This is a genomic window from Streptomyces sp. MCA2, assembly GCF_023544705.1.
Taxonomy (GTDB): Bacteria; Actinomycetota; Actinomycetes; order Streptomycetales; family Streptomycetaceae; genus Streptomyces; species Streptomyces decoyicus.
Map to the genome: position 1 here is coordinate 94208 of NZ_JAMJFM010000007.1, position 23433 is coordinate 117640.

Consider the following 23433-nt stretch of genomic DNA (forward strand, 5'->3'; position numbering starts at 1 on the left):
GGGAATCGATCTCCCTCACGACGAAAATCGTGCGCGCGGGGAACGGCGCAACCTCAAGCGACGGAATCCGTATATGACCGCCGCGGCCGAACTCCTCACTGAAGGACCGACGGACGCAGATATTCGTGTTCAGGGTATGCGGAAAGGTCCGCTCTCGCCACGCCGGATCCACGTTCCGAACCACGCCGGAACACGTCGGAACCCCGGCGGGAATTCCCCTTTCGGCACATGCTCGCCACGACGAGTAAAATGCCCGCGAGTACCTGTCCGGCCGCACGGCAAGGAACAGCCCCGGGGCCCGGGTGCTTCAGAACAGCTTTCCGGGGTTGAGGATCCCCAGCGGATCGAAGACGTCCTTGATACCGCGCTGCAACTCCACGCCCACCGGCCCCAGTTCGCGCGCCAGCCACTCCTTCTTCAGGACGCCGACGCCGTGCTCACCGGTGATGGTGCCGCCCAGGTGCAGGCCGAGCGCCATGATGTCGTCGAAGGACTCGCGGGCCCGGCGGGACTCGTCGGGGTCGGCCGCGTCGAAGCAGACGGTGGGGTGGGTGTTGCCGTCGCCCGCGTGCGCGCAGACGCCGATGGTCAGGCCGTACTTCTCGGCGATGGCGGCGGTGCCGTCGAGCATCTCGGCGAGCCGGGAGCGCGGGACGCAGACGTCGTCGATCATGGTGGCGGACTTGACCCGTTCCAGCGCGGTCAGGGTCAGCCTGCGGGCCTGGAGCAGCAGATCGGACTCGGCGGCGGTCTCGGCGGGCACGACCTCGGTGGCGCCCGCCGCGGTGCACAGCTTCCCGACGGCGGCGAGGTCGGCGGCCGGATCGGGGGTGTCGAAGGCGGCCAGCAGCAGCGCCTCGGTGCTGTCCGGGAGGCCCATCTGCGCCATGTCGTTGACGGCGCGGATGCTCGTACGGTCCATCAGCTCCAGCAGCGAGGGGGCGTGGCCGCGGGCCATGATCTCGCAGACGGCCTCGCAGGCGGCCGCGGTGGAGGGGAACTCGGCGGCCAGCGCGAGCTGCCCCGGCGGCTCCGGCTTGAGGGCGAGGACGGCGCGTACGACGATGCCCAGGCTGCCCTCGGAGCCGACGAACAGCCGGGTGAGGTCGTAGCCCGCGACGCCCTTGGCGGTACGCCGGCCGGTCGTCAACAGCCGCCCGTCGGCGAGGACGACGTCCAGGCCGAGGACGTACTCGGCGGTGACGCCGTACTTGACGCAGCACAGGCCGCCGGAGGCGGTGCCGATGTTCCCGCCGATGGAGCACTCCTCCCAACTGGAGGGGTCGGGCGGGTAGTAGAGGCCGTGTTCGTTCACCGCGCGGGAGAGGACGGCGTTGATGACGCCGGGTTCGACGACCGCGATCCGGTCGACGGGGTTGATCTCGATGATCCGGTCCATCTTGACCAGGGAGAGCACGAGGCAGCCGTCGGAGGCGTTGGCGGCACCCGACAGGCCCGTGCGCGCGCCCTGGGGGACGACCGGAATCCGCAGTTCCGTGGCCGTCCGCATGATGTGCTGGACCTGTTCGACGGTGCGCGGCAGGACGACCACGGCGGGTGTCCCGGCCTCGCAGAAGCTCGCCATGTCATGGGCGTAGGAGCCCGTGACGTCGGGGTCGGTGAGGATCGCTTCACCCGGGAGTCCGGCGCGCAGCCGTGCGATGAGGTCCATACCCTCAGCCTCGCATCCGTGGGCCGTACACGGAAGATCGTGTACGGCCCACAGGGGGCCAGCGCGCAGCCCGTCCGCGGTCAGAGGTTGCCGCGGCGCTCCTGCTCCCGCTCGATCGCCTCGAAGAGGGCCTTGAAGTTGCCCTTGCCGAAGCCCATGGAGCCGTGCCGCTCGATCATCTCGAAGAACACGGTCGGCCGGTCCTGGACCGGCTTGGTGAAGATCTGGAGCAGATAGCCGTCCTCGTCGCGGTCGACCAGGATCTTCAGCTCACGGAGCGTCTCCACGGGCACCCGGGTCTCACCGGCCCACTCACCGAGGGTGTCGTAGTAGGAGTCGGGGGTGTTCAGGAACTCCACGCCGGCGGCGCGCATCGCCCGGACGCTGGCGACGATGTCGTTGGTGGCCAGCGCGATGTGCTGGACGCCGGGGCCGCCGTAGAACTCCAGGTACTCGTCGATCTGCGACTTCTTCTTCGCGATCGCGGGCTCGTTGATCGGGAACTTCACCTTGAGCGTGCCGTCGGCGACGACCTTCGACATCAGCGCGCTGTATTCGGTGGCGATGTCGTCGCCCACGAACTCCTTCATGTTGGTGAAGCCCATGACCTTGTTGTAGAAGGCCACCCACTCGTTCATCTTGCCGAGTTCGACGTTGCCGACGCAGTGGTCGATGGCCTGGAAGCGCCGCGGGCCGGTCTCCACCAGCGGCTCGGCGGCGACGAAGCCGGGCAGGTAGGGGCCGTGGTAACGGGAGCGCTCGACGAGGGTGTGCCGGGTCTTGCCGTACGTGGCGATGGCCGCCAGGACGAGGGTGCCGTGCTCGTCGGTGAGCTCGTAGGGCTTCTCCAGGCCGGTGGCGCCGTGGGCGACGGCGTGCTCGTAGGCGGCGCGGGCGTCCGGGACCTCGAGGGCGAGGTCGATGACACCGTCGCCGTGGGCCGCGACATGGTCGGCGAGGAAGTGGCCCCACTCGGTACTGGGCTTGATGACCGAGGTGAACACGAACCGGGCGCCGCCGGATTCGAGCACATAGCTCGCGGTCTCGCGGCTGCCGTTCTCCGGACCGGAGTAGGCGACGCGCTGCATACCGAAGGCGGTCGAGTAATAGTGCGCGGCCTGCTTGGCATTCCCGACGGCGAAGACGACCGCGTCCATCCCCTTGACCGGGAAGGGGTCCGCCTGCCGAGCCGTGTCGGGGGTGGTGGGCTGGGTGTGCATCGTGGTGTCTGCCATGGTCGCAGAGTCCCTCCGATCCACAAGGTGCGCAATAGTTCGCGGATTTTCTGGGCATTATGCATAGCGAAAAGGCGCAGCCGCCGAGCTATCTGTACATGATGACCATCAAAAGGGACGGTGCGAGCGATGGCGATCGATCATTTGGACGGGGCCCTGCTGGAGCTGCTCGCCGAGGAGCCGCGGATCGGCGTCCTGGAGGCGTCCCGGCGGCTGGGGGTGGCCCGCGGGACGGTCCAGGCCAGGCTCGACCGGCTTCAGTCGAATGGAGTGATCCGGGGCTTCGGGCCGGATGTGGACCCGGCGGCACTCGGCTATCCCGTGACCGCTTTCGCCACACTTGAGATCAAACAGGGCCAAGGCAATGACGTACGCGCCCACTTGACGACCGTTCCCGAGGTGTTGGAGCTGCATACAACGACGGGACATGGGGACATGCTGTGCAGGCTTGTCGCCCGGTCCAACGCCGATCTACAGCGTGTGATCGACCGGGTTGTGGGCTTTGATGGCATCGTGCGGGCATCGACGGCAATCGTCATGGAAAATCCGGTTCCGTTGCGGATTGTCCCGCTGGTGAAACAGGCATCGGGAGACTGACCGAGGAGACCGAGTGAGCTTCTGGGAGTACGTCGGCACCCGGCACGCCCAGCTGCTGACGGATACGTATCAGCATGCCAGCGCGGTCTTCCAGTGCATGGTGCTCGCCACCGTGCTGGGGGTCCTGATCGGCGTGCTGACCTATCGCAGCGAATGGGCGGGCAATCTCGCCACCACCTCGACCGCGACCATTCTGACCATCCCCTCACTGGCCCTGATCGGTCTGCTGATCCCGATCGTCGGCCTGGGCGTCCCCCCGACGGTGATCGCGCTGACCCTGTACGGGCTGCTGCCGGTGGTCCGCAACGCCATCGTCGGGCTGCGCGGGGTGGACCCGGACCTGGTCGACGCGGCCAGGGGCATCGGGATGTCCCGCACCTCCCAGCTCCTGCGCGTCGAACTCCCGCTGGCCTGGCCGCCCATCCTCACCGGCATCCGGGTCGCCACCCAGATGCTGATGGGCATCGCCGCCATCGCCGCCTTCGCCTCCGGCCCCGGCCTGGGCAACGAGATCTTCCGCGGGATCGCCTCGCTGGGCAGCGCCAACTCCCTCAACCAGGTGCTCTCCGGCACCGTCGGGATCGCCATCCTCGCTCTTCTCTTCGACGCCGCATACGTCCTGATCGGACGCCTGACCATCTCCAGGGGGATCCGTGCCTGAGACGCCAGAGAACGCCGCCACCACCGGGGCGAGGATCCATCTGGAGAACCTGACGAAGCTCTACCCGGGAAACCCCGTCCCCGCGGTGGACAACGTCGACATGGAGATCAAGGCCGGCGAGATCGTGATCCTCGTGGGGCCCTCGGGCTGCGGCAAGTCCACCACCCTGAAAATGATCAACCGGCTGATCGAGCCGACCTCCGGACGGATCCGGATCGGCGACGAGGACGTCACCGACATGGACCCGGTCAAGCTGCGCCGCACGATCGGCTACGCCATCCAGGCCTCCGGCCTCTTCCCGCACATGACGGTCGCGCAGAACATCGCGCTGGTCCCGAAGATGATCGGCTGGTCCAAGTCGAAGATCAAGAACCGGGTCGAGGAGATGCTCGACCTGGTCGGCCTGGACCCCGGCGAATTCCACGGCCGCTATCCCCGCCAGCTCTCCGGCGGCCAGCAGCAGCGCGTCGGCGTCGCCCGCGCCCTCGCCGCCGACCCGCCCGTCCTGCTGATGGACGAGCCGTTCGGCGCCGTCGACCCGATCACCCGCGACCACCTCCAGGACGAGCTGATCCGGCTCCAGCACGAGCTGCACAAGACCATCTGCTTCGTCACCCACGACTTCGACGAGGCCATCAAGCTCGGCGACCGCATCGCGGTGCTCCGCGAGCGCTCGCACATCGCCCAGTTCGACACCCCCGAAGCCATCCTCACCAACCCCGCCGACGACTTCGTCTCCGGCTTCGTGGGCGCGGGGGCGGCGCTCAAGCGGCTGAACCTCACCCGCGTACGCGACGTGGGCGTGGTCGACTTCCCCACCGCCAGGATCGACGACCCGCTGGAGTCCATCTTCGAGCTGATGCGCTCCGGCTCGCACAACGAACTGCTGCTGCTGGACCGCAACGGCCGGCCGTACAAATGGCTGCGCCGGGGCGATCTGTCCCGCGCCAAGGGATCGCTGGCGCGGGCCGGGGCCCCGGTCCAGCACAGCGTGTCCCGGGACGCGACACTGCGCGACGCGCTGGAGGCGGTGCTCACCGACAGCGCGGGCCGGGTCGCGGTCACCGGGCGGCGCGGCGAGTACATCGGCGTGGTCGACATGGAGACGCTGATGAACAACGTGCAGGAGCTGCTGGAGGCGGACCACCTCGAAGCCGTCGAGCACCAGCACCAGCTCCAGGAGCAGCGCGCCCGGCAGACGCATCTGGCCCAGGAGGGCGTGGACGGCGCGGACGGCGGCCAGGGGGTCAAGGCATGAGCCCACACGGCGAGGGCAGCCCGCGCCGGGACGGGCGGCGCCCGAGCGACCACGAGGCCCTGGCCTTCCGTGACGACGTCGAAATGGAGGAACGGGAGCTGGCGTCCGGTGAGGCGCCCACCCGGTCGGCGCCGTCCGCCCGGCGCCGGATCAGCTGGCAGAAGTGGACCTTCATGCCGGTCTTTCTGGTCGCCGCGCTGCTCGCCACCTGGCTGTGGTTCCGCGGCGCCCGGCTGGACTCCATCGCCCACCAGGCGGTGGACAACGGCAAGGTGTGGATCGCGCTGCGGCAGCACATCCAGCTCACCGTGATCTCCACCTTCTTCGTACTGATCATCGCGATCCCGCTGGGCATCGCGCTGACCCGCTCCAAACTGCGCCGGGCCACCCCGGTCGCCATGGCCTTCGCCAACCTCGGGCAGGCCATCCCGGCCCTGGGTCTGCTGATCCTGCTGGTCATCTGGCTGGGCATCGGGGCCCGTTCGGCGATCGTCGGCATGGTCATCTACGCCGTGCTGCCGGTCCTCGCCAACACCATCGCCGGGCTGCGCGGCATCGACCCGACGCTGACCGAGGCCGCCCGCGGCATCGGCATGTCCCCCACCCTCGTGCTGACCAAGGTCGAACTCCCGCTGGCCGTACCGCTGATCCTGGCCGGCGTCCGCACCGCGCTGGTACTGAACGTCGGCACCGCGACCCTGGCCACCTTCGGCGGGGGCGGCGGCCTCGGTGACCTGATCTCGGCGGGCATCGTCACCCAGCGCATGCCCGTACTGATCCTCGGTTCGGTGCTCACCGTGGCGCTCGCCCTGCTGGTCGAGTGGCTGGCGTCGCTGGCCGAACTGCTGCTGCGGCCGCGCGGACTGGAGGCGACGACATGAGGGACCCTTCGCGTCAGGACCCGCGCCGCCGCCCCGGAAGACGCCGGGGCGCCCGCTTCCTCGTGGTGCTGCTCGCCACCCTGCTCGGCGCCTGCGGCCTGGTCAGCGGCAGCGCGATGACCGACAACGTGCGGCCGGGGCCGAAGGCCGGCTACCCGGGCCGGCCGCTCACCGGGGCGCAGCTGACCGTGACCTCGAAGGAGTTCACCGAGCAGATCGTCCTCGGCCAGATGATGGGCATCGTCTTCGAGGCGGCGGGCGCCAAGGTCATCGACAAGACCAGCATCCAGGGCTCGATCGGCGCACGCGAGGCCGTCAAGTCCGGTACGGCGGACGCCGCGTACGAGTACACCGGCACCGGCTGGATCACCTACCTCGGCCACACCAAGCCGATCGTCGATCCGCAGAAGCAGTGGAAGGCGGTCCGCGACGAGGACCGGAAGAACGGCATCGTCTGGCTGCCGGCCTCGACGCTGAACAACACCTACGCGCTGGCGCTGAACTCCGCGAACTGGAAGAAGCTGGGGGTGCGCGACCTCTCGGACGTCGCGGCGCTGTCCCACAAGAAGCCGGGCGCGGTCACGATGTGCGTGGAGAACGAGTTCGCCACCCGCAACGACGGTCTGCCGGGCATGGCGCGGGCGTACGGCATGCAGGTGCCGTCGGCCAATGTCCGCAAGATGACCGGCGGCGTCGTCTACACCGAGACGCAGAAGGGCACCTGTGCGTTCGGCGAGGTCTTCACCACCGACGGCCGGATCAAGGCGATGCATCTGCACGTCCTGGCCGACGACAAGCACTTCTTCCCCAACTACAACGTCGCCCCCGAGATCAACGCCGAGGCCCTGAAGAAGTACCCGGCCATCGCCGAGGTCCTGGCCCCGGTCACCAAGGCCCTCAACAACACCGTCGCCCAGGAGCTGAACCGCAAGGTCGACGTGGACGGCGAGGACCCGCACGAGGTCGCCAAGAACTGGCTGATCCGGGAGGGGTTCATCAAGGAGGGGTGAGGCGCGGGCAGCCCGGCGCAGGCGGGAGCGGCGGGACGCGCGAGCGGTGGTGCCACAGAAGCGGTAGCGCCGGGGTCAGCAGTGCGGAACCTTGCCCCCGGTGCGCAGGGCCTTCAGGGCGTCCACCGCACCGTCGAGCGTCGTGACCGGGACCAGCCGCATCCCCTTCGGCAGCTCCGCCCGCGCGTCCGTGCACTCCTTGCGCGGGACCAGGAAGACCGAGGCGCCGTCCCGGTGCGCGGCCTGGGTCTTCAGCGGGACCCCGCCCACCGCGCCGACCTTGCCACCGGCGGTGATGGTCCCCGTACCGGCGATGGTGCGCCCACCGGTCAGGTCGTGGCCCGCACCGTCGCCGTCCAGCTTGTCGACGATGCCGAGGGCGAACATCAGCCCGGCGCTCGGCCCGCCCACGTCCGCGAGGCTCAGCTTCACCTTGATGTCCTTGGCGGACTTGCCGAGCTGCCCGAGCGCGGCGCTGGTGGCGGTGTCCTGGGACTCCTCCATCTGCTTCGCGTTGTGCTCGGCGATCTCCTCGGTGTTCTCGCCCACCGGGTAGACCGCCTCCCGCGGCATCACGGCCTCGTCCGTGCTCAGCCACCCCTTGAGGATGTCCGGCAGATGGACCGAGGCGTCCGGGCCGGTGGCGACGATCGAGGTCATCCGCAGCTGCCCGCTCGTCTTGCGGGTCCCGGCGCCGGTGATGGTGATCACCGGCTTGCCCTTGTCCTTGCCGAGGACGTTCGCCGTCATGCCCGGATAGGCGACCGAGTACGGCAGCGGGGCGAACGCCGCGGCGAGGAGGAGGGCGAGAACCAGGGTGGCGCAGAAAGCCAGGGCGCGGGTGCGTGAGGACACTCCGCCACCCTAATTGACACCCGCTCCAACAGAGCCTCAAGGCGCTGTGGCCTCACGACACGGCCACCGCCCCTTCACACCCCGTGACCCCGGCCGCACCCACGGCCTCAGCGCAGCGCCTCCGACACCTCCCGGGCCGCGTCGACCACCCGCGGTCCGATCCGCTCGGAGACGGTGTCCGCGAGCATCACCACGCCCACGCTCCCCTCGATACCGCTCACCCCGAGCAGCGGCGCCGCCGCACCGCTCGCGCCGGCCTCCAACTCCCCGTGTGTCAGGGCGAGTCCGGCGTCCTGGGTACGGCCCTGCCGGGCCTTGAGGATCGCCCGTCCGGCGGCGCCCCGGTCCAGCGGATGACGGAACCCCGCCCGGTAGGCCACGTGGTAATCGGTCCAGGTCGGCTCCACCACGGCGACGGCCAGCGCTTCCGTGCCGTCGACGAGGGTGAGGTGCGCGGTGGCCCCCACGTCCTCGGCGAGCGACCGCAGCGCGGGCAGCGCGGCCTCTCTGACCAGCGGATGCACCTGACGGCCCAGGCGCAGCACGCCCAGACCGACCCGGGCCCGGCCGCCTATGTCGCGGCGCACCAGAGCGTGCTGCTCCAGCGTGGCCAGCAGACGGTAGACCACGGTGCGGTTGACGCCGAGCTTGTTGGAGAGCTCGGTGACGGTCAGCCCGTGGTCGGTGTCGGCAAGCAGTTTGAGGACGCGCAGCCCTCGGTCGAGGGTCTGGGAGGTCTCTGCGGTCACGACGCCTCCTGGGTGAGTGGCGGCACTCGGACGCGACGCGCTGCGAGTGTCCCGGAGCAGCGCGCGCTAGAGGCCGCCGGCCGCATGGCACCGGCTGCGCTCCGCGGCGGCGCTGCCACGGGGCGTGTGCGTGAGCGGGACAGTAGCGAGCCAGTCCGGTGAGCGGAAGAGTCCGTCCAGAATCCGGGCTTTCCCGCCCGGAATATCCCTGTAGGTCCGCTCACAACGGCCCGTTGTGTTTCAGGTTGGGCTACAGCGCCATCCGGGCGTTATGGGAATGTGCGGCTCCGCTTCTCTCCGTCGCGGGGGCGGGAGCGGGGGCGAGGGGACGAGAACGAGCAAGGGGCGGCGCGCCGCAACCGGCACACCGCCCCACGGGCCACCCGCGGACTCACTTCATCCGCGTGGCCCACTCCCGTACCTTCTTGATCCGCTCACCCAGCTGCCCGGCGGTGGCCTCCGCGCTCGGCGGCCCGCCGCACACCCGCCGCAGCTCGGTGTGGATCACACCGTGCGGCTTCCCGCTCTGGTGGACATACGCCCCCACCAGCGTGTTCAGCTGCTTCCTGAGCTCCAGCAGCTCCTTGTGCGTGACCACGGGACGCCGCTCGGCCGGCAGCTCCAGCAGATCCGCCTCCTCGTCCGGCCGCTTCTTGCTGTGGGCGATCTGCCGCGCCTGCCGCTTCTGGAGCAGCATCTGCACCTGGTCGGGCTCCAGCAGTCCGGGGATGCCGAGGTAGTCCTGCTCCTCCTCGCTGCCCGCGTGGGCCTGCATCCCGAACTCGGCACCGTCGTAGAGCACCCGGTCGAAGACCGCCTCCGACTCCAGCGCCTCGAACGAGAACTGCTCCTGCTCGCCGGTGTCCTCGTCCTGCTCCTTGTTCGCCTCCTCCATCTCCTTCTCGGATTCGGCGTACGGGTCCTCCTCCCCGTCCTTCTTCGGCTTGTCGAGGACGTGGTCGCGCTCGACCTCCATCTCGTTGGCGAAGCCGAGGAGCATCGGGACGGTGGGCAGGAAGACGGAGGCGGTCTCGCCGCGCTTGCGGGAGCGCACGAAGCGCCCGACGGCCTGCGCGAAGAACAGCGGCGTCGAGATCGTGGTGGCGTACACCCCGACCGCCAGCCGCGGCACGTCCACCCCCTCGGACACCATCCGGACCGCGACCATCCAGCGGTCCTGGGAGTACGCGAAGTCGTCGATGCGCTGCGAGGCGCCGGTGTCGTCGGACAGGACGAGGGTGGCGCCCTCGCCGGTGATCTCCCGGATCAGCTTGGCGTACGCCCGCGCCTGCTCCTGGTCGGAGGCGATCACCAGCGCCCCGGCGTCCGGGATGGACTTACGGACCTCGCTCAGCCGCTGGTCGGCGGCGCGCAGCACATTCGGCATCCACTCGCCGCGCGGATCCAGCGCGGTACGCCAGGCCTGCGAGACCGCGTCCTTGGTCATCGGCTCGCCGAGCCGGGCCGCGATCTCGTCGCCCGCCTTCGTCCGCCAGCGCATATTGCCGCTGTAGGAGAGGAAGATGACCGGCCGGACGACGCCGTCGCCCAGCGCGTTCCCGTATCCGTAGGTGTAGTCGGCGGAGGAACGCCGGATGCCGTCGTTGCCCTCCTCGTACGTCACGAACGGAATCGGGTTGGTGTCGGACCGGAAGGGCGTACCGGTCAGCGCGAGCCGCCGGGTGGCGGGTTCGAACGCCTCCAGGCATGCCTCACCCCAGGACTTCGAGTCACCGGCATGGTGGATCTCGTCGAGGATGACCAGCGTCTTGCGCTGCTCGATCCGGTTGCGGTGCAGCATGGGCCGTACGCCCACACCGGCATAGGTGATCGCGACGCCGTGGTACTCGCGGCCCAACGGCCCCGCGCTGTACTCCGGGTCGAGCTTGATCCCTATCCGGGCCGCCGCCTCCGCCCACTGCTTCTTCAGATGCTCGGTCGGTGCCACGACCGTCACCTGCTGCACGACGTGGTGGTGCAGCATCCACGAGGCGAGCGTGAGCGCGAACGTCGTCTTGCCGGCTCCGGGCGTCGCGACGGCGAGGAAGTCTCTCGGCTGTGCCTGGATGTAGCGGTCCATGGCCGCCTGCTGCCAGGCACGCAGCTTGTTCGCGGTACCCCAAGGGGCCCGTCCCGGGAAGGCCGGGGACAGGTGATGGTTATTGGTGGCGCTGGTGGTGGTAGTCACGGTCTCCGTCGGCTGAACTCGGCGATCGGCAACCGCGTCAGCCTACCCGTGCGCCGGTTCACGCTCCGGGGTTACCAGGCCGGGTCACCCCGGGGTGGGACCGAGGTCACAATCGCCCTCCGGCCCTGGATTCCGGTGGTTGCCGTGGTGAGGGCGGTGACGCGGCGTCGACGCCGCTCCCTCAACCCCGCTCCGGCCGCAACCGGGTTGTTACACCGGCGCCGGCCAGCGCCACCACCGCCATCGCCGCGAACACGGCCGCGAAGGCCGCCGGATGGCTCGCCGAACCGGCACCGGCGGTGGCCGCGGGCCCGTTCACGGCGATCGAGCCACCGCCGAACGCCACGAACAGCACACCGCTGAGGCCGACGAAGGTGACATTCCCCAGCGCGTCCGACATCTGGAGGGACGCGGAGTTGCTGCCCGCCTCCTGCGGCCGGGACAGCTTCAGCAGCAGGACGCCACCGCTGGAGATGTTCAGGCCCATGCCGAACCCGCCGACCGTCCAGCCCACCGCGACGACCGCGGCCGGCACGCCGTCGAGCAGGGCCAGCGGCACCGTCACGATGGCCGCCGCCAGGAGGACCATCCCCAGGCCCATCAGCCGCTCCCGGTACGGCTCCATCCGCGGCCTGCTCTGGACGTACGAACCGAGCGCCCAGGTCAGTCCGCCGCCGGTGAGGGAGAGGCCGGCGAGGGTGGCGGACAGTCCGCGCTGGGTCACCAGCATCAGCGGGATGAAGCTCTCGGCCGCGACCAGCGCACCCGCGGCCAGACCACGCATCAGCACCACGCTCGGCAGACCGCGCGCCGCCCGGAACGTGCCGCGGGGCAGCAGCCGCACGATGCCCGGTACCAGCAGGGCCAGTCCGGCGGCCGCGGGCAGCAGCGCGAACCAGGTCGGATGCTGGCCCGCGTACTGGAGCAGGCAGGCACCCGCGGCGACGGCCAGCGCGAGCAGACAACGCCGGTTGCCCAGCACCTGCCGCGCGCCGCCGCGCGGGCCGGGCGGTGTACGGGGCAGCTTGCGCAGCGCGGGCAGCATCACCGCGAGCGGCAGCAGTATCAGGACGGGGATGGCGAGGAAGACCCAGCGCCAGCCGAGCTGTTCGGTGACGGCACCCGCGACCAGCGGACCGACGATCACCGGCACCACCCAGGCCGCCGAGAACGACGCCATGATCGACGGGCGCAGTCTCTCGGGATAGGCACGGCCGACGACCACATACAGCGAGACCACGACCAGCCCGCCGCCGATGCCCTGCACCCCGCGGCCCGCGATGAACATCCCCATGCTCGGGGCACCGCCCGCCACCAGCAGCCCCACCCCGAACGCGGCGATCCCGCCGAACAGCGGTCCGAGCGGGCCGCGCCGGTCGCTCCACTCCCCCGCGAGCGCCATCGCGAACAGGCTCGCCGTGAAGAAGGCGGAGAAGGCGAAGGCGTACAGCCCGATGCCGTCCAGGGCGCGGGCGGCGAGAGGCATCGCGGTGTTCACGGCACTCGCCTCGAAGGCGACGACCGAGACGACGGAGATGATCCCGAAGGTGAGCGCACGGTGGTCCCGGCCGAGGATCCCGGCGCCGTCGTGCGCGTCGCCGGGGGGCGCGGAGGGGGTGGGGTGGGTGGTGGTGGTGGTGGCGGCGATGGTGCCGGTGGCCGTGGCGGCCGTGGTGGCTGTGGCGGAGTCGGGGGCAGGGGCGGGGGCGGTGTGGGGCTCGATCCCGATCCCGCCGGTGCCGGGGTCGGGGTCGGCGTCGGTGCCGGGGTCGGGGTCGGGGTCGGCGTCGGCGTCGGTGCCGGGGTCGGCGCCGCGGGGGCGGTCAGCGGTCATCGGGCCAGCGTAAGGGCCGTATCGCGGCTGTGCCCCTGTCGGGAGACGGGGATCGGATCGGTCGTCGGTCCTACGTCGCGGAGGGGGATGCCCCGCGGTGGCCGACGAGCCCTCACGGTGGCCGACGAGCCCTCGCGGTGGCCGGCGAGCTCTCACGGTGGCCGCCGCGGTGCGCCCCCGCCTCCGACGCCGCGAGGCCCTTGGCCATCGTCGCCGCGAGTTCTCCTGGCCGCGCGTCGGGCAAGCTGTCCGTATGCCGCACTTCCGCACATACGACGATGCCGAGCTCCACTACCGCGTCCTCGGACCGGCCGACTCGCCGCTGCCGCCCCTGGTGTGCCTGGCCGGCGGACCCGGGCGGGACGCCGCGTACCTGGGCGACCTCGGCGGGATGGCCGCAGACCGGCAGCTGATCATCCCGGACAGCCGCGGCACCGGCGACTCCCCCTCCGCCGCCGACCCGTCCCGCTACGCCTTCCCGCAGCTCTCCGAGGATGTCGAAGCGCTCCGCGAGCACCTGGGCCTGGAGCGGTTCGCGCTGCTCGCGCACGACGCGGGTGCCGCGGTCGCGCAGGCGTACGCGGCGGGGCATCCGCAACGACTGAGCCGGCTGGTGCTGGTCTGCCCCGGCTCCCGTCTCCAGGGCGAACTTCCCGACGACGCGCAGGAGATCTTCGCGTCGCGGGCGCACGAGGAGTGGTGGCCGCAGGCTTCGGCGGCCGTACAGCAGCTGGCCGACGCCTCCGATCTGAACGAGGTACGGGAGCTGCTGTTCGCCGCGGCGCCGCTCGCCTACGGACGGTGGGACGAGCCACAGCGGGCCCATGCCGCCACGGAGGGCGAGCAGTTGGGGCCGGTACCGCGGGCCGGGTTCTGGCAGGGCGTGGACGAGCAGCTGCGGACGGCACTGGTGGCCGGACTGCGGGAGGTGACCTGCCCGGTGCTGGTGGTGACCGGTGACCGGGACGCGGTGACCGGTATGCGGGCGGGCGAGCTGGTGGCCGAGTCGTTCCCGGACGCACGGGTGCGGCAGCTGCACGAGGTGGGCCACTACCCATGGGTGGACGCACCGGAGACCTTCGGACCGACGGTGGAGGAGTTCCTGCACACGGCGTGAGGAACGGCTTGAGGGACGGCTTGAGAGGCGGCTTGAAAGGCGGCTTGAGGACCGGGGGCCCCGCCGGAGCCCCGCCCCGACGGCACAGGCCCGCTTCATGAACGGCATGTTGCCCCACGTTGCCCCGTATGACAGCTCCATGGCACCCCACCCCGCCCCCTTGCCGGACACCCCACTCCGCGGCCTACAGTCGGGATCAGCACAGCAACCCGGCCGTGTGCCCGAGTGGTTTAGGGACTCGCCTGCAAAGCGAGTTACGTGGGTTCGATTCCCGCCACGGCCTCCAACGCCCTTGCATGGGGCTACAGGTAGGGAGGCCCTCCCAACGGAGGGCCTCCCTCGCCGCGTTCGCCCCGCACACCGGCCGCCTTCCGCGCGCATGGTCCAAAGAGGCACCCGGCCGGTGCTCCCGCAACGGCTCACGCCCAGTGGCGGGCGGCGTACCGCGTACCCTTGCGGCGTGACGATGCACAAGGGCGTGGACGCGAGTGTTGACGCGATGCTCGAGGATCTCAGGACACTCGTCGACATCGAGTCTCCCTCGCGCGATCTCCACGCCTTGACGGCCTCGGCCGAAGCCGTCGCCGCCGTCATCGAGAGCCGCCTCGGCGGGCAGGCCCACCTCATCGCGAGCGAGGCCGGGCCGCACGTCCACTGGTCGGCCGGCGGCGACCCCAGAGTGCTGATCCTCGGTCACCACGACACGGTGTTTCCGCTCGGCACTCTTGAACGCCGCCCGTTCAAGGCCGAAGACGGGCGGGCAACCGGCCCCGGGGTCTTCGACATGCTGGGCGGCCTGGTGCAGGCCATTCACGGTCTGGCGACGCTCGACGACCGGTCGGGCGTCGAGATCCTGGTGACCGCCGACGAAGAGGTCGGCTCCCGCTCCTCCCGAGCCCTCATCGAGGAACGCGCCCTTGCCTGCGGCGCGGTGCTGGTGTGCGAGGGTGCCGCTGACGGCGGAGGCCTGAAGACCGGCCGTAAAGGCTGCGGCACGTTCCAAGTCTCCGTCACGGGCCGGGCGTCGCACGCGGGCCTTGAGCCCGCGGCCGGGGTCAACGCCCTGATCGAAGCCTCGCACCAGGTACTGGACATCGCAGCGCTCGGCCGGCCCGACCTCGGCACGACCGTCACCCCGACCGTCGCGTCGGCAGGAACCCTGGACAACGTCGTTCCCGCAGCGGCGACCGTCATCGTCGACGTCCGGGTCGAGTCGACCGACGAGAAGGACCGCATCGAAGCTGCGTTCGCGGCACTGGCCCCGCATCTCGACGAGGCGGAGATCGCGGTTCAGGGAGCCGTCAGCCGGCCCCCGATGCCCGAGTCGGCGTCGGCCGAACTCTTCGCGGTGGCACGGCGCCTGCTTCCGAGTCTCGACGGCACGGCGGTCGGCGGCGGAAGCGACGGCAACTTCACGGCCGCGCTGGGGGTGCCCACGCTCGACGGCCTCGGAGCGGTAGGTGGCGGCGCCCACGCCGACCACGAGTATCTGCTGATCGGCGCCATGGCCGAGCGGGCGCACCTCATTGCCGGACTGGTGCACACGAGGCAGAACGCAGAGGAGTAAAGGAGAGCCTGCGCGACCTGCGAGCGCGCTCCCGCGAGGCCGCCAACTACGGTCACGCACTGCCGTCGCGCACTGCGGTCACGAATCTTCAGCCCCGGTCAGCCCGGACCAGCCCGCGAGGGCCGGGGGCCCGCTCCGCGCCGGCCCTCCCCCACCCCCTCCTGCCTCCTACTGCTGCTGCACCGCCTGCGCCACCGCCGCCTGCGGGCGGATCGGGAGGCGGCCGATGGGGCGGCCGGTGGCGGCACGGACCGCGGAGGCCACGGCGGCCGGTGAGGTGACGACCGGAATCGCGCTGGCGGGCTTGGCGCCGAAGGGGGCGATCACGTCCCGTTCCTCGACGAGCTTGACGATGCGGATGTCCGGAGCGTCGAGGGCGGTCGGCAGCGCATAGCCGGTCAGGTCGGGGTGGCGGACCTGACCGCGGGTGGTGCGCAGGTTCTCCATCAGGGCGGCGCCCAGGCCCTGGGTGACCCCGGCCTCGATACGGGCCCGCAGCTGGCGGGGGTTGAGCACCCGGCCCACGTCCTGGGCGACGGTCATCTCCACGACCCGGATGGTGCCCAGCTCGATGTCGACATCGGCGACGCAGCGGATCGCACAGAAGGCGAGACCCACGAACGCATCGCCCTGGCCGCCCTCGTCCAGCGGCTCGGTGGGGTGCGGACGGCACTGGGCGGTGGCCCACAGCTCCTTGCCGTCCAGCGCCTCGGCGACCGTGGTGCTGAGCACCCCGTCGTACGAGGTGATCTTGCCGTCGTTGATCTGGAGCAGCTCGGTGGACATTCCGAACTTGTGGGCCAGCGGCTGCAACAGCTGCGTACGGACCATCTTGGCGGCGCGCTCGACGGCGCCACCGGAGACCCAGGTGTGCCGCCCGTGGCAGGCCGGGCCGGCCGGCGGCTGGTCGGTGTCGACGCCCGCGACCTGCACGTCTTCGACGCCGAGCGTCTCCTGCACGATCTGCCGCGCCAGCGTGGAGAACCCGGATCCGGTCTCGACGGCGGCGCAGATGACGGTGGCGACCGAGCCGCTGACCTTGACGGTCGCGGTGGAGACCTCGTCGGTGCCCTCCGCGCCGAGCATGTGCACCATGCCCAGCGCATAGCCCACGCCGCGGCGCACCGCGCCCGGCTCGCCCGCACCCTCGGGGCCGCCCGGCAGCAGCCACTCCGCTTCTGGCGCGTCCTTGGGCAGCTCGGGAAGCGGCGCTTCCTTGACGGCGTGCAGGAGTTCGGCGACCGGGGCCGGGCAGGTCACGGTCTGCCCCGTGGGCAGCAGATCGCCGGTGGCCATGACATTGCGCAGCCGGATCTCGGCGGGCTCCAAGCCCAGCCGGGCGGCCAGCTTGTCCATCTGGCCCTCGTAGGCGGCGCAGACCTGCATCGCGCCCTCGCCGCGCACATGGCCGGACGGCGGGTTGTTGGTGCGCACCGCCCAGCCGTCGACGACGGCGTGCGGGACGACGTACGGGCCGCAGGAGAAGGAGACGGCGGCGGCGAGCGCGTCGGCGGAGGTGTCGGCGTAGGCGCCGGCGTCCATGAGGATCTGCGCCTCCACCTTGAGCAACGTGCCGTCGGCGTCCGCGTGGTGGCGGTAGCGCAGCAGCGTCGGGTGGCGGTGGGCGTGCGAGAGGAAGGACTCCTCGCGGGTGGCGGCGAGCTTGACGGGGCAGCCCGTACGCAACGCCAGCAGGCCGAGCGGCAGCTGGATGCCGGGGTCCTCGCGGTCGGCGGTGGCGCCGGGCACGCCGGTCACCACGACCTTGACCTGCTCCGGTTCGAGGCCGAAGGAGGCGGCGGCCAGATCACGGTCGGTGTGCGGGTCCGTGGAGGCGGTGTAGATCTCCACGCCGCCATCGGGGCGCGGCACCGCGAGCCCGGCCTCGGCCCCGATGGGCGCCGGGTCCTGGCGGCCGATCCGGTAGAGCCCCTCGACCATCACCTCGCCCACGACATCGGGGTCGCCGAAGCGGAGCGGGATGTGCCGGATGAGGTTGCCGTCCGGGTGCAACGGCTCCGCCTCGAAGGCCAGTTGGGGGTCGGTGACCGCCTCCTGGATCTCGTACTCGACGGCGATGGCGGCAGCGGCCAGCCGCGCCGTGTCGGGGTGGTCGGCGGCCACCGCGGCGATCGGCTCGCCGTGGTGGCGGACCTCGTCCTTGGCGAAGACCGGGCGGTCGGCGGTGCCCCGGCCGTGCCCCGCGTCACCGGGGACGTCCTCGTGCGTGACGACGACCCGGACGCCCGGCATCTCCGCGGCGTGCTTGGTGTCGATCGACAGGATCCGCGCGCGCGGATGCGGTGAGCGCAGCACCGCGGCCCACAGCAGCCCCTCGGCCCACAGGTCGGCGGCGTACGGGAAGGTGCCTTCCGTCTTGGCCGACGCGTCGGCGGGCGGCAGGGAGACGCCCAGGCCGTGCGCCGGCTGCTCGTCGGGGATCTGGACGCCCGCCGCAGGGGTCGCGGTGACGGCACCTGCGCCATCGGACGTGCCACTCATGCGGAGCCTCCCGTGTGCGGATCCTGGTCGTGCGGGGCGTGGCCCGTGGGGTCGGAGGGGCCCGCCTGATGGGGGATACGGGCGGTGTCCGGCGGCGCCGCCCCCTCGGCGTCGTCCGCCGCGGCGTAGGCGGCCTCCGCGGCCTCGGCGGCCGCCGCGCGGGCCTTGACGACCTCGTCGACGGCGTCCAGCACGCCCCGGTAGCCGGAGCAGCGGCAGAGGTTGCCGCACAGCGCCTTACGGGTCTCCAGCTCGCTGGGGGCGTGGTTGCCCTCCAGGAGGTCGTGGACGGTCATCGCCATCCCCGGTACGCAGAAGCCGCACTGCACCGCGCCGGAGGCGGCGAGCGCGCACTGCACGTCGGAGGGCACACCGTTCTCCGCGAGCCCCTCGACCGTACGGACCTCACTGCCCGCCGTGGTGGCCGCGGGCACCAGGCAGGACGCCACCAGCCGCCCGTCCACCTGGACGGAGCAGGCCCCGCACTCGCCCTGCGAACAGCCGTCCTTGGCACCGGCCAGGCCGAGCCGCTCGCGCAGCACATAGAGCAGCGACTCACCGATCCAGGCGTCGGTGACCGGGCGGTCGATGCCGTTCACCCGCAGGACGTAGGAGGCGGCGGGGTGTTCGTCGTGGGTGTCGATGCCGGGGTCGTCCGCGAGGTCCGCAAGGTCCGCAACGGAGGCGGATGCGGAAGCAGATGCCGATGCGGCGTCGACGGGTTCGGCGGCGACCCCGGTGTCAGCGGAGCCCTCGGCGTCGGCGGGGCCCCCGTTACCGGAGGCTCCGGCACCCTCGGCGGTCTCCGCGCGGCCGGCGATGTCGGCACGACGGAGTCCGTCGGCACTCTCGCCCGTCCCGGCGCCCTCGTTCGGCCGGGCGCCCTCGCCGACGTGCCCGGCGCCCGCCGGACCCGCGACGTCGTCGGGGCCGGTGGGCCGACCGGACTCGGGGTGCTCGCCGCGCTTCGCGCGCTCCGGAAAGGCGTCCGCAAGGCCGCCGGCACCCGGCCCGGCAGACGGGGCGGACGAAACGGGCGCGGAGGACGGCCCAGGCACAACGGGCTGCCCCTGCGCGTCGGTGAGCCTGAACTCGCCCGAATCCTCCTGCTGTTCGCCCTCGGCCCCCGGGATCGTCCACCCGCCGGCACCGGGCGCGTCCGCCGTCCCGTCGGCCCGCTCCGCGGCCTCGTGGTGCTGCGGCGCCTCGTGATGCTGCGGCGCCCCGTCGTGCGGCGGCTGCGCCGTCTCCGCGGCCGGCGGCCACTGGGCCAGTGCGTCGGCCGGCAGCGACCAGTGTCCGGTCGCCGCGCCGGCGGCGCCGTTCAGGCCGCCCGCGCCCGTCCCGCACGGGTCGCCGCCCGACGGGCCGCCGTCGCCGGGCAGTTCACCGTCCGGCCCGGCGCCGCGGTCCGGCAGGCCGCTGTCGTGCGCATCGTGCGCGTCGCGGGCATACGGGTCGCGCGCGTGAGCGAAGGGATCGTGCACCGCCCCGCCGTGCGAGGCATCGTGCGAGGCGTCATGCGGCGTCGCGGGGTGCGTCTCCGGCCCGCCCGTGGCGTTCAGCCCGGCGCTGAAGTTCCAGTGCCCGGTCCGGGCCGCCTCGCCGCCGTCCGCCGCGCCCCCGGCGCCGTCGTACGCACCGGCGCCCGGGTACCCGCCCTGGTAACCGGCGGCGCCCCCCGGGCCCGCGAAGCCCGGATGTCCGGGATGGCCGGAGTGACCGGGATGCCCCGAGTGGCCGGGGTGGCCCGGATGGTCGCCCGTAAGTCCCGTATACCCCGTCAGCCCGTCGTCGCCGAGCAGGTATTCGCCGGATTCCTCCAGGCCGTCGTCCGCCGCCGCGGGGACCGACCAGGTACCGGTGCCACCCGCCTCCTGGCTGCCCGCGACGGGCCAGTCCACCGGGTCGCCGTGCCACGACCGGGCCCCCTCGGGGGCGTCGCCGTGGTAGCCCGTGGACGGGCCGTGGTGGGCCGCGTGCTCCGCCTGGGCCGGGTATCCGGCGGACGGGTCGGCGTAACCGGCCGAGTGGTCCGCGAAGGGCATCGTCCACTGGCCCGTGGCCGCCGGATCGGTCCCCGCGTCCGCAGCCGGCGGCGCGGGGTCGTGCGGGGTGAAGGAGGCAGGCGGAGTGTAGCCGTGGCCGGGTGCGGCGAGCGGCTCGGTGCCCGGGGTGCCGTACCGGGGCGAACCGCCTCCGTAGACCCCGGTGGTGAACCCCTCCGGGAGCTGTACGAAGGCCGTCGCCTCCGACTCGTACTCGCCGCCCTGCGGCAGCGGCTGCCAGCCCTGGTCGGGGTGCGGCTGGTACGGATGACGGTTGTCGTCGCTCACGAGAGCGCCCTCCCAAGTGCGCGGCGGGCCAGGGCTGCCACCGTACGGCGCAGGTGCAGTGCGGCCGGCGGCAGGCCGGCCGGTTCCGAACCGTCCTCGGGCGGCGCCGGGTCCGGGATGCAGGCGGCGGCGACATAGTCACCGAAGGCCGTCAGCGCCTCGGGCACCAGGCCGCGTTCGCCGTCCCAGTCGATGAGCGAGGCCACCCACTGCTCGGCCTCCAGGGGGCGCAGCGGCATGGCGGCGACCGCGCCCACCGCGCAGCGCACGCCGCGCCTGGCCGGGTCCAGGACGAGCGCCACGGAGGCGGTGGCCCGGCCGGGGCCGGTGCGGCCGGTGGCCTTGAGGAAGGTCTGCGGGGCGTGCAGCAGCGGCACCCGTACGAAGCCGACGAGTTCGCCGGGGTGCAGCATCTCCCGGCCGGCCAGGAGATGGCTGACCGGGATCTCGCGACGGCCGCCCCCGGGACCGGCGATGATCACCGTGGCTTCGAGGGCGGCGAGCACCGGGAGGGTGTCGCCCGTGGGCGCGGAGGTCACGATGTTGCCGCCGAGGGTGCCTGCGTTGCGGACCTGCGGCGGGCCGGCCGCGCGGGCGGCGGCGGCGAGGCCCGGGATCAGGGCGGCGAAGTCGGGGCGTCCCATACGGGCGAGGGTGAGGCCGGCGCCGAGCAGCGCATGGCCGTCCAGGTACTGCCAGCCGCGGATCTCGCTGATCCGGCCGAGGCCCACCAGGGCTGCGGGTCTGAGGAGTCCGGCGTTGACCGCCGCCATGAGATCGGTGCCGCCCGCGACGGGCACGGCGGCAGGCATGGCCGTGAGCGCCGCCACCGCCTCGTCGAGCGAGGCCGGCAACGTCACCGTGTGCGACGCGTGCGGTGCGTGCGTGGTCAAGCCAGCTGCCCCTTCCCCGGTGTCCCGGCAGTTCCGCTCCGCCGTACGGTACGTGCTCCCAGCCCGGACGTGGCAACTCTGGCACATCTTCCCGGGCCCTCGGCGCGAGGGTCCGCGAACCGGCGATCCGTCCCCGGACAGGGCGCTGGTCCGGTTTCGTCCGCCGCCGACCGTGCGGGAATTGCGGTGTGGCGCGTCGGCGGAGGAGTCCGGCGTCGCGCACACCGTCGGTACGGCGATGCCGCCCCGGTACGTCGGTACGGCGGCACAGCGGTGCGGGGGGACCGCCGTACCGGACCACCGTCCCAGGGTCCGGCCGCACGGGCGCCCTCCTTGCACCGGGGCTCACACGTTTGGGGGCGCCCCGTCGATCGGGCGTCCGAGCACGCCGGGCCGTTTCTGCCAGGGCAGGGGGCCGCCGGGCGGGCGGTAGTCGACACCGAGGGCGTCGAGGCGGGTGTAGTGGACGGCCATCCGCCGGGTGAAGTCCTGGTAGTCGCGGTCGGCCGGTGCGGGCAGCCGCGACCAGGCGACCTCGGCGAACGCGGCCAGCCGGGGAAACACCTGGTAGTCGAGGCGCTGCTGACTGTCCATGACCTCGGTCCAGGCATTGGCCTGGGTGCCCAGGACGTGTGCGGCCTGGTCGGCGGTCAGCTCCGGTGGTACCGGCTCGAAGCGGTAGACGTCCTCCAGGGTCCGTACGAAGCCGATCGGGACCGGCTCGTCCGGGGAGTGATGCTGACGGTGGTCCAAGTACACCTGCTGCTCGGGGCACATCACGACGTCATGGCCGGATTTCGCGGCCGCGATACCCCCGGCGTAGCCGCGCCAGGAGGAGACCGCGGCGCCCTCGGCCAGTCCGCCTTCCAGGATTTCGTCCCAGCCGATCAGGCGGCGGCCGCGGTCGGCGAGCCAGCGGTCGAAGTGCCGGATGAACCAGCTCTGGAGCTCGTCCTCGCCGGCCAGTGACAGCTCGGCGATCCGCGCCTGGGCGGTGGCGGACGCCTTCCACTGGTCCTTGGGGCACTCGTCGCCCCCGATGTGCACGAACGGCGAGGGGAAGAGCGCGAGGACCTCCTCCAGCACCTGCTCGTAGAACCGCAGGGTGTTGTCGGTGGGTGCCAGTACGTTGGGGTTGACGCCCCAGGTGTCCCAGACCTTCAGCGAGGTGGTGTCGATGACGTCGGTGTTGCCGAGTTCCGGATACGCGGCGATGGCGGCCTGCGAGTGTCCGGGGATGTCGATCTCGGGCACAACGGTGATATGCCGCTGGGCGGCGTAGGCGACGATCTCGCGGATGTCGTCCTGGCTGTAGTAGCCGCCGTGCGGGCGCTCGTCCCAGAGGGGGGAGGCCCGGTGACCGAGTTTGGTGCGCTCCCGCCAGCCGCCGGTCCCGGTCAGCTCCGGGTAGCGCGCGATCTCGATCCGCCAGCCCTGGTCGTCGGTGAGGTGGAGGTGCAGGACGTTGAGCTTGTGGGCGGCGAGCAGGTCGAGGTAGCGCAGCACCCCCTCCTTGGGCAGGAAGTGCCGTGCGACGTCGAGCAGCATGCCGCGCCAGCCGAAGCGGGGGCCGTCCTCGATGGTCTGCTGCGGCAGGACGGCCGCGCGCCCGGGTGCGATCGGCGCCCGGCGGAAGGCGTGCGGGCCGAGGAGCTGCCGCAGCGTCTGCGCTCCCCAGAAGACGCCGGCCGGGCTGCCGCCGGTGATCCGTACACCCCAGCCGGTGACGGCCTCCAGGCGGTAGCCCTCCGCGGGGAGGGCCGGGTCGAGGGTGAGCGCGAGGGTGTCCGTCGCCCCGTCGGAGCCGGGCGGCAGCGGCAGGCCGAAGGCCGCGCCGAGGGTGGTGCGCAGCCAGCGCGCGGTGTCCTCGGTGCCGGGTGCGGCCGCCAACGCGGTCTCCTCGCCCAGCCGGACGGCGCTGCGGTAGGGCCCGTCGATGCTCAGGGGCGCCGGGACCAGGCCGCCGCCCGGTGCCGTCGGGGTGGGGTCTGTGTCCGTCATGCCGTCCGTCCTTCACCGCGCCGCCCGGCCTGGGACCGGTCGGCCTGTACGAGTACGAAGAGGAGCACGAAGAAGAC

At 72.0% G+C, this 23433-nt stretch carries 17 protein-coding genes and 1 tRNA gene; 8 read left to right on the forward strand and 10 right to left on the reverse strand.

Going from position 1 to position 23433, the window contains the following annotated elements:
- Positions 1-307 precede the first annotated feature (307 nt).
- A complete protein-coding gene (locus M8I34_RS07895) occupies positions 308-1672 on the reverse strand; it encodes an FAD-binding oxidoreductase (protein WP_250048539.1) in 1365 nt (454 codons plus the stop codon).
- A gap of 80 nt (positions 1673-1752) precedes the next feature.
- Complete coding sequence (hppD, locus tag M8I34_RS07900; RefSeq protein ID WP_374210869.1) at positions 1753-2907, reverse strand: 4-hydroxyphenylpyruvate dioxygenase; 1155 nt, start codon at positions 2905-2907, stop codon at positions 1753-1755.
- 129 nt (positions 2908-3036) lie between these two features.
- Between hppD and M8I34_RS07905 the strand changes: the two genes are divergently transcribed.
- Genes M8I34_RS07905 through M8I34_RS07925 form a run of 5 tightly spaced genes read left to right on the forward strand, consistent with a single transcriptional unit; the run spans position 3037 to position 7314 of the window.
- Entirely contained in the window at positions 3037-3504 is a 468-nt protein-coding gene (locus tag M8I34_RS07905; RefSeq protein WP_030986863.1) for an Lrp/AsnC family transcriptional regulator, read from the forward strand.
- 13 nt (positions 3505-3517) lie between these two features.
- Positions 3518-4165: an ABC transporter permease gene (locus tag M8I34_RS07910; protein ID WP_030077433.1), complete on the forward strand. Its 648-nt coding sequence runs from the start codon at positions 3518-3520 to the stop codon at positions 4163-4165.
- Positions 4158-5423 carry a betaine/proline/choline family ABC transporter ATP-binding protein gene (locus M8I34_RS07915; protein ID WP_244414577.1) on the forward strand — a complete coding sequence of 422 codons (1266 nt, stop codon included), beginning with the start codon at positions 4158-4160 and terminating at the stop codon, positions 5421-5423. The genes M8I34_RS07910 and M8I34_RS07915 overlap by 8 nt, the downstream gene beginning before the upstream one ends.
- Positions 5420-6304 carry an ABC transporter permease gene (locus M8I34_RS07920; protein WP_250048540.1) on the forward strand — a complete coding sequence of 295 codons (885 nt, stop codon included), beginning with the start codon at positions 5420-5422 and terminating at the stop codon, positions 6302-6304. Before M8I34_RS07915 ends, M8I34_RS07920 begins: the two co-directional genes overlap by 4 nt.
- A complete protein-coding gene (locus M8I34_RS07925) occupies positions 6301-7314 on the forward strand; it encodes a glycine betaine ABC transporter substrate-binding protein (RefSeq protein WP_374210870.1) in 1014 nt (337 codons plus the stop codon). Before M8I34_RS07920 ends, M8I34_RS07925 begins: the two co-directional genes overlap by 4 nt.
- Positions 7315-7389: 75 nt before the next feature.
- On the opposite strand, the gene M8I34_RS07930 is transcribed toward M8I34_RS07925, so the two are convergent.
- The 4 genes from M8I34_RS07930 to M8I34_RS07945 form a co-directional block, all read right to left on the reverse strand.
- Entirely contained in the window at positions 7390-8169 is a 780-nt protein-coding gene (locus M8I34_RS07930; protein WP_250048541.1) for a S16 family serine protease, read from the reverse strand.
- Positions 8170-8276: 107 nt separating this feature from the next.
- Positions 8277-8918 (reverse strand): IclR family transcriptional regulator, encoded by a 642-nt coding sequence (locus M8I34_RS07935; protein ID WP_030077437.1) that lies wholly within the window; start codon positions 8916-8918, stop codon positions 8277-8279.
- Between the two features lie 391 nt (positions 8919-9309).
- The gene (locus tag M8I34_RS07940; protein ID WP_250048542.1) at positions 9310-11106 is read right to left on the reverse strand and encodes a DEAD/DEAH box helicase; all 1797 of its coding nucleotides are present in this window, start codon (positions 11104-11106) and stop codon (positions 9310-9312) included.
- A gap of 181 nt (positions 11107-11287) precedes the next feature.
- Positions 11288-12940 (reverse strand): MFS transporter, encoded by a 1653-nt coding sequence (locus M8I34_RS07945; protein WP_250048543.1) that lies wholly within the window; start codon positions 12938-12940, stop codon positions 11288-11290.
- A 253-nt stretch (positions 12941-13193) separates the two neighbouring features.
- Here M8I34_RS07945 and M8I34_RS07950 point away from each other — a divergent pair, with 253 nt between their 5' ends.
- The 3 genes from M8I34_RS07950 (at position 13194) to M8I34_RS07960 (ending at position 15624) form a co-directional block, all read left to right on the forward strand.
- On the forward strand, positions 13194-14057 hold the full coding sequence (locus tag M8I34_RS07950; protein WP_250048544.1) for an alpha/beta fold hydrolase: 864 nt from the start codon (positions 13194-13196) through the stop codon (positions 14055-14057).
- Between the two features lie 211 nt (positions 14058-14268).
- Positions 14269-14343: transfer RNA gene (locus M8I34_RS07955), tRNA-Cys, on the forward strand.
- Between the two features lie 180 nt (positions 14344-14523).
- Entirely contained in the window at positions 14524-15624 is a 1101-nt protein-coding gene (locus tag M8I34_RS07960) for a M20 family metallopeptidase (protein WP_250048608.1), read from the forward strand.
- Positions 15625-15792: 168 nt separating this feature from the next.
- Here M8I34_RS07960 and M8I34_RS07965 read toward each other — a convergent pair whose 3' ends face one another.
- The 4 genes from M8I34_RS07965 to M8I34_RS07980 all read right to left on the reverse strand — a co-directional run bounded on the left by M8I34_RS07965 (position 15793) and on the right by M8I34_RS07980 (position 23356).
- Positions 15793-18126, reverse strand: coding sequence for a xanthine dehydrogenase family protein molybdopterin-binding subunit (locus M8I34_RS07965; protein ID WP_250048545.1), 2334 nt, complete (start codon positions 18124-18126; stop codon positions 15793-15795).
- Positions 18123-20462 carry a (2Fe-2S)-binding protein gene (locus M8I34_RS07970; RefSeq protein WP_250048546.1) on the reverse strand — a complete coding sequence of 780 codons (2340 nt, stop codon included), beginning with the start codon at positions 20460-20462 and terminating at the stop codon, positions 18123-18125. The genes M8I34_RS07965 and M8I34_RS07970 overlap by 4 nt, the downstream gene beginning before the upstream one ends.
- On the reverse strand, positions 20459-21355 hold the full coding sequence (locus tag M8I34_RS07975; protein ID WP_244414569.1) for a xanthine dehydrogenase family protein subunit M: 897 nt from the start codon (positions 21353-21355) through the stop codon (positions 20459-20461). Before M8I34_RS07975 ends, M8I34_RS07970 begins: the two co-directional genes overlap by 4 nt.
- 345 nt (positions 21356-21700) lie before the next feature.
- Complete coding sequence (locus tag M8I34_RS07980; protein ID WP_250048547.1) at positions 21701-23356, reverse strand: beta-N-acetylhexosaminidase; 1656 nt, start codon at positions 23354-23356, stop codon at positions 21701-21703.
- Positions 23357-23433 lie beyond the last annotated feature (77 nt).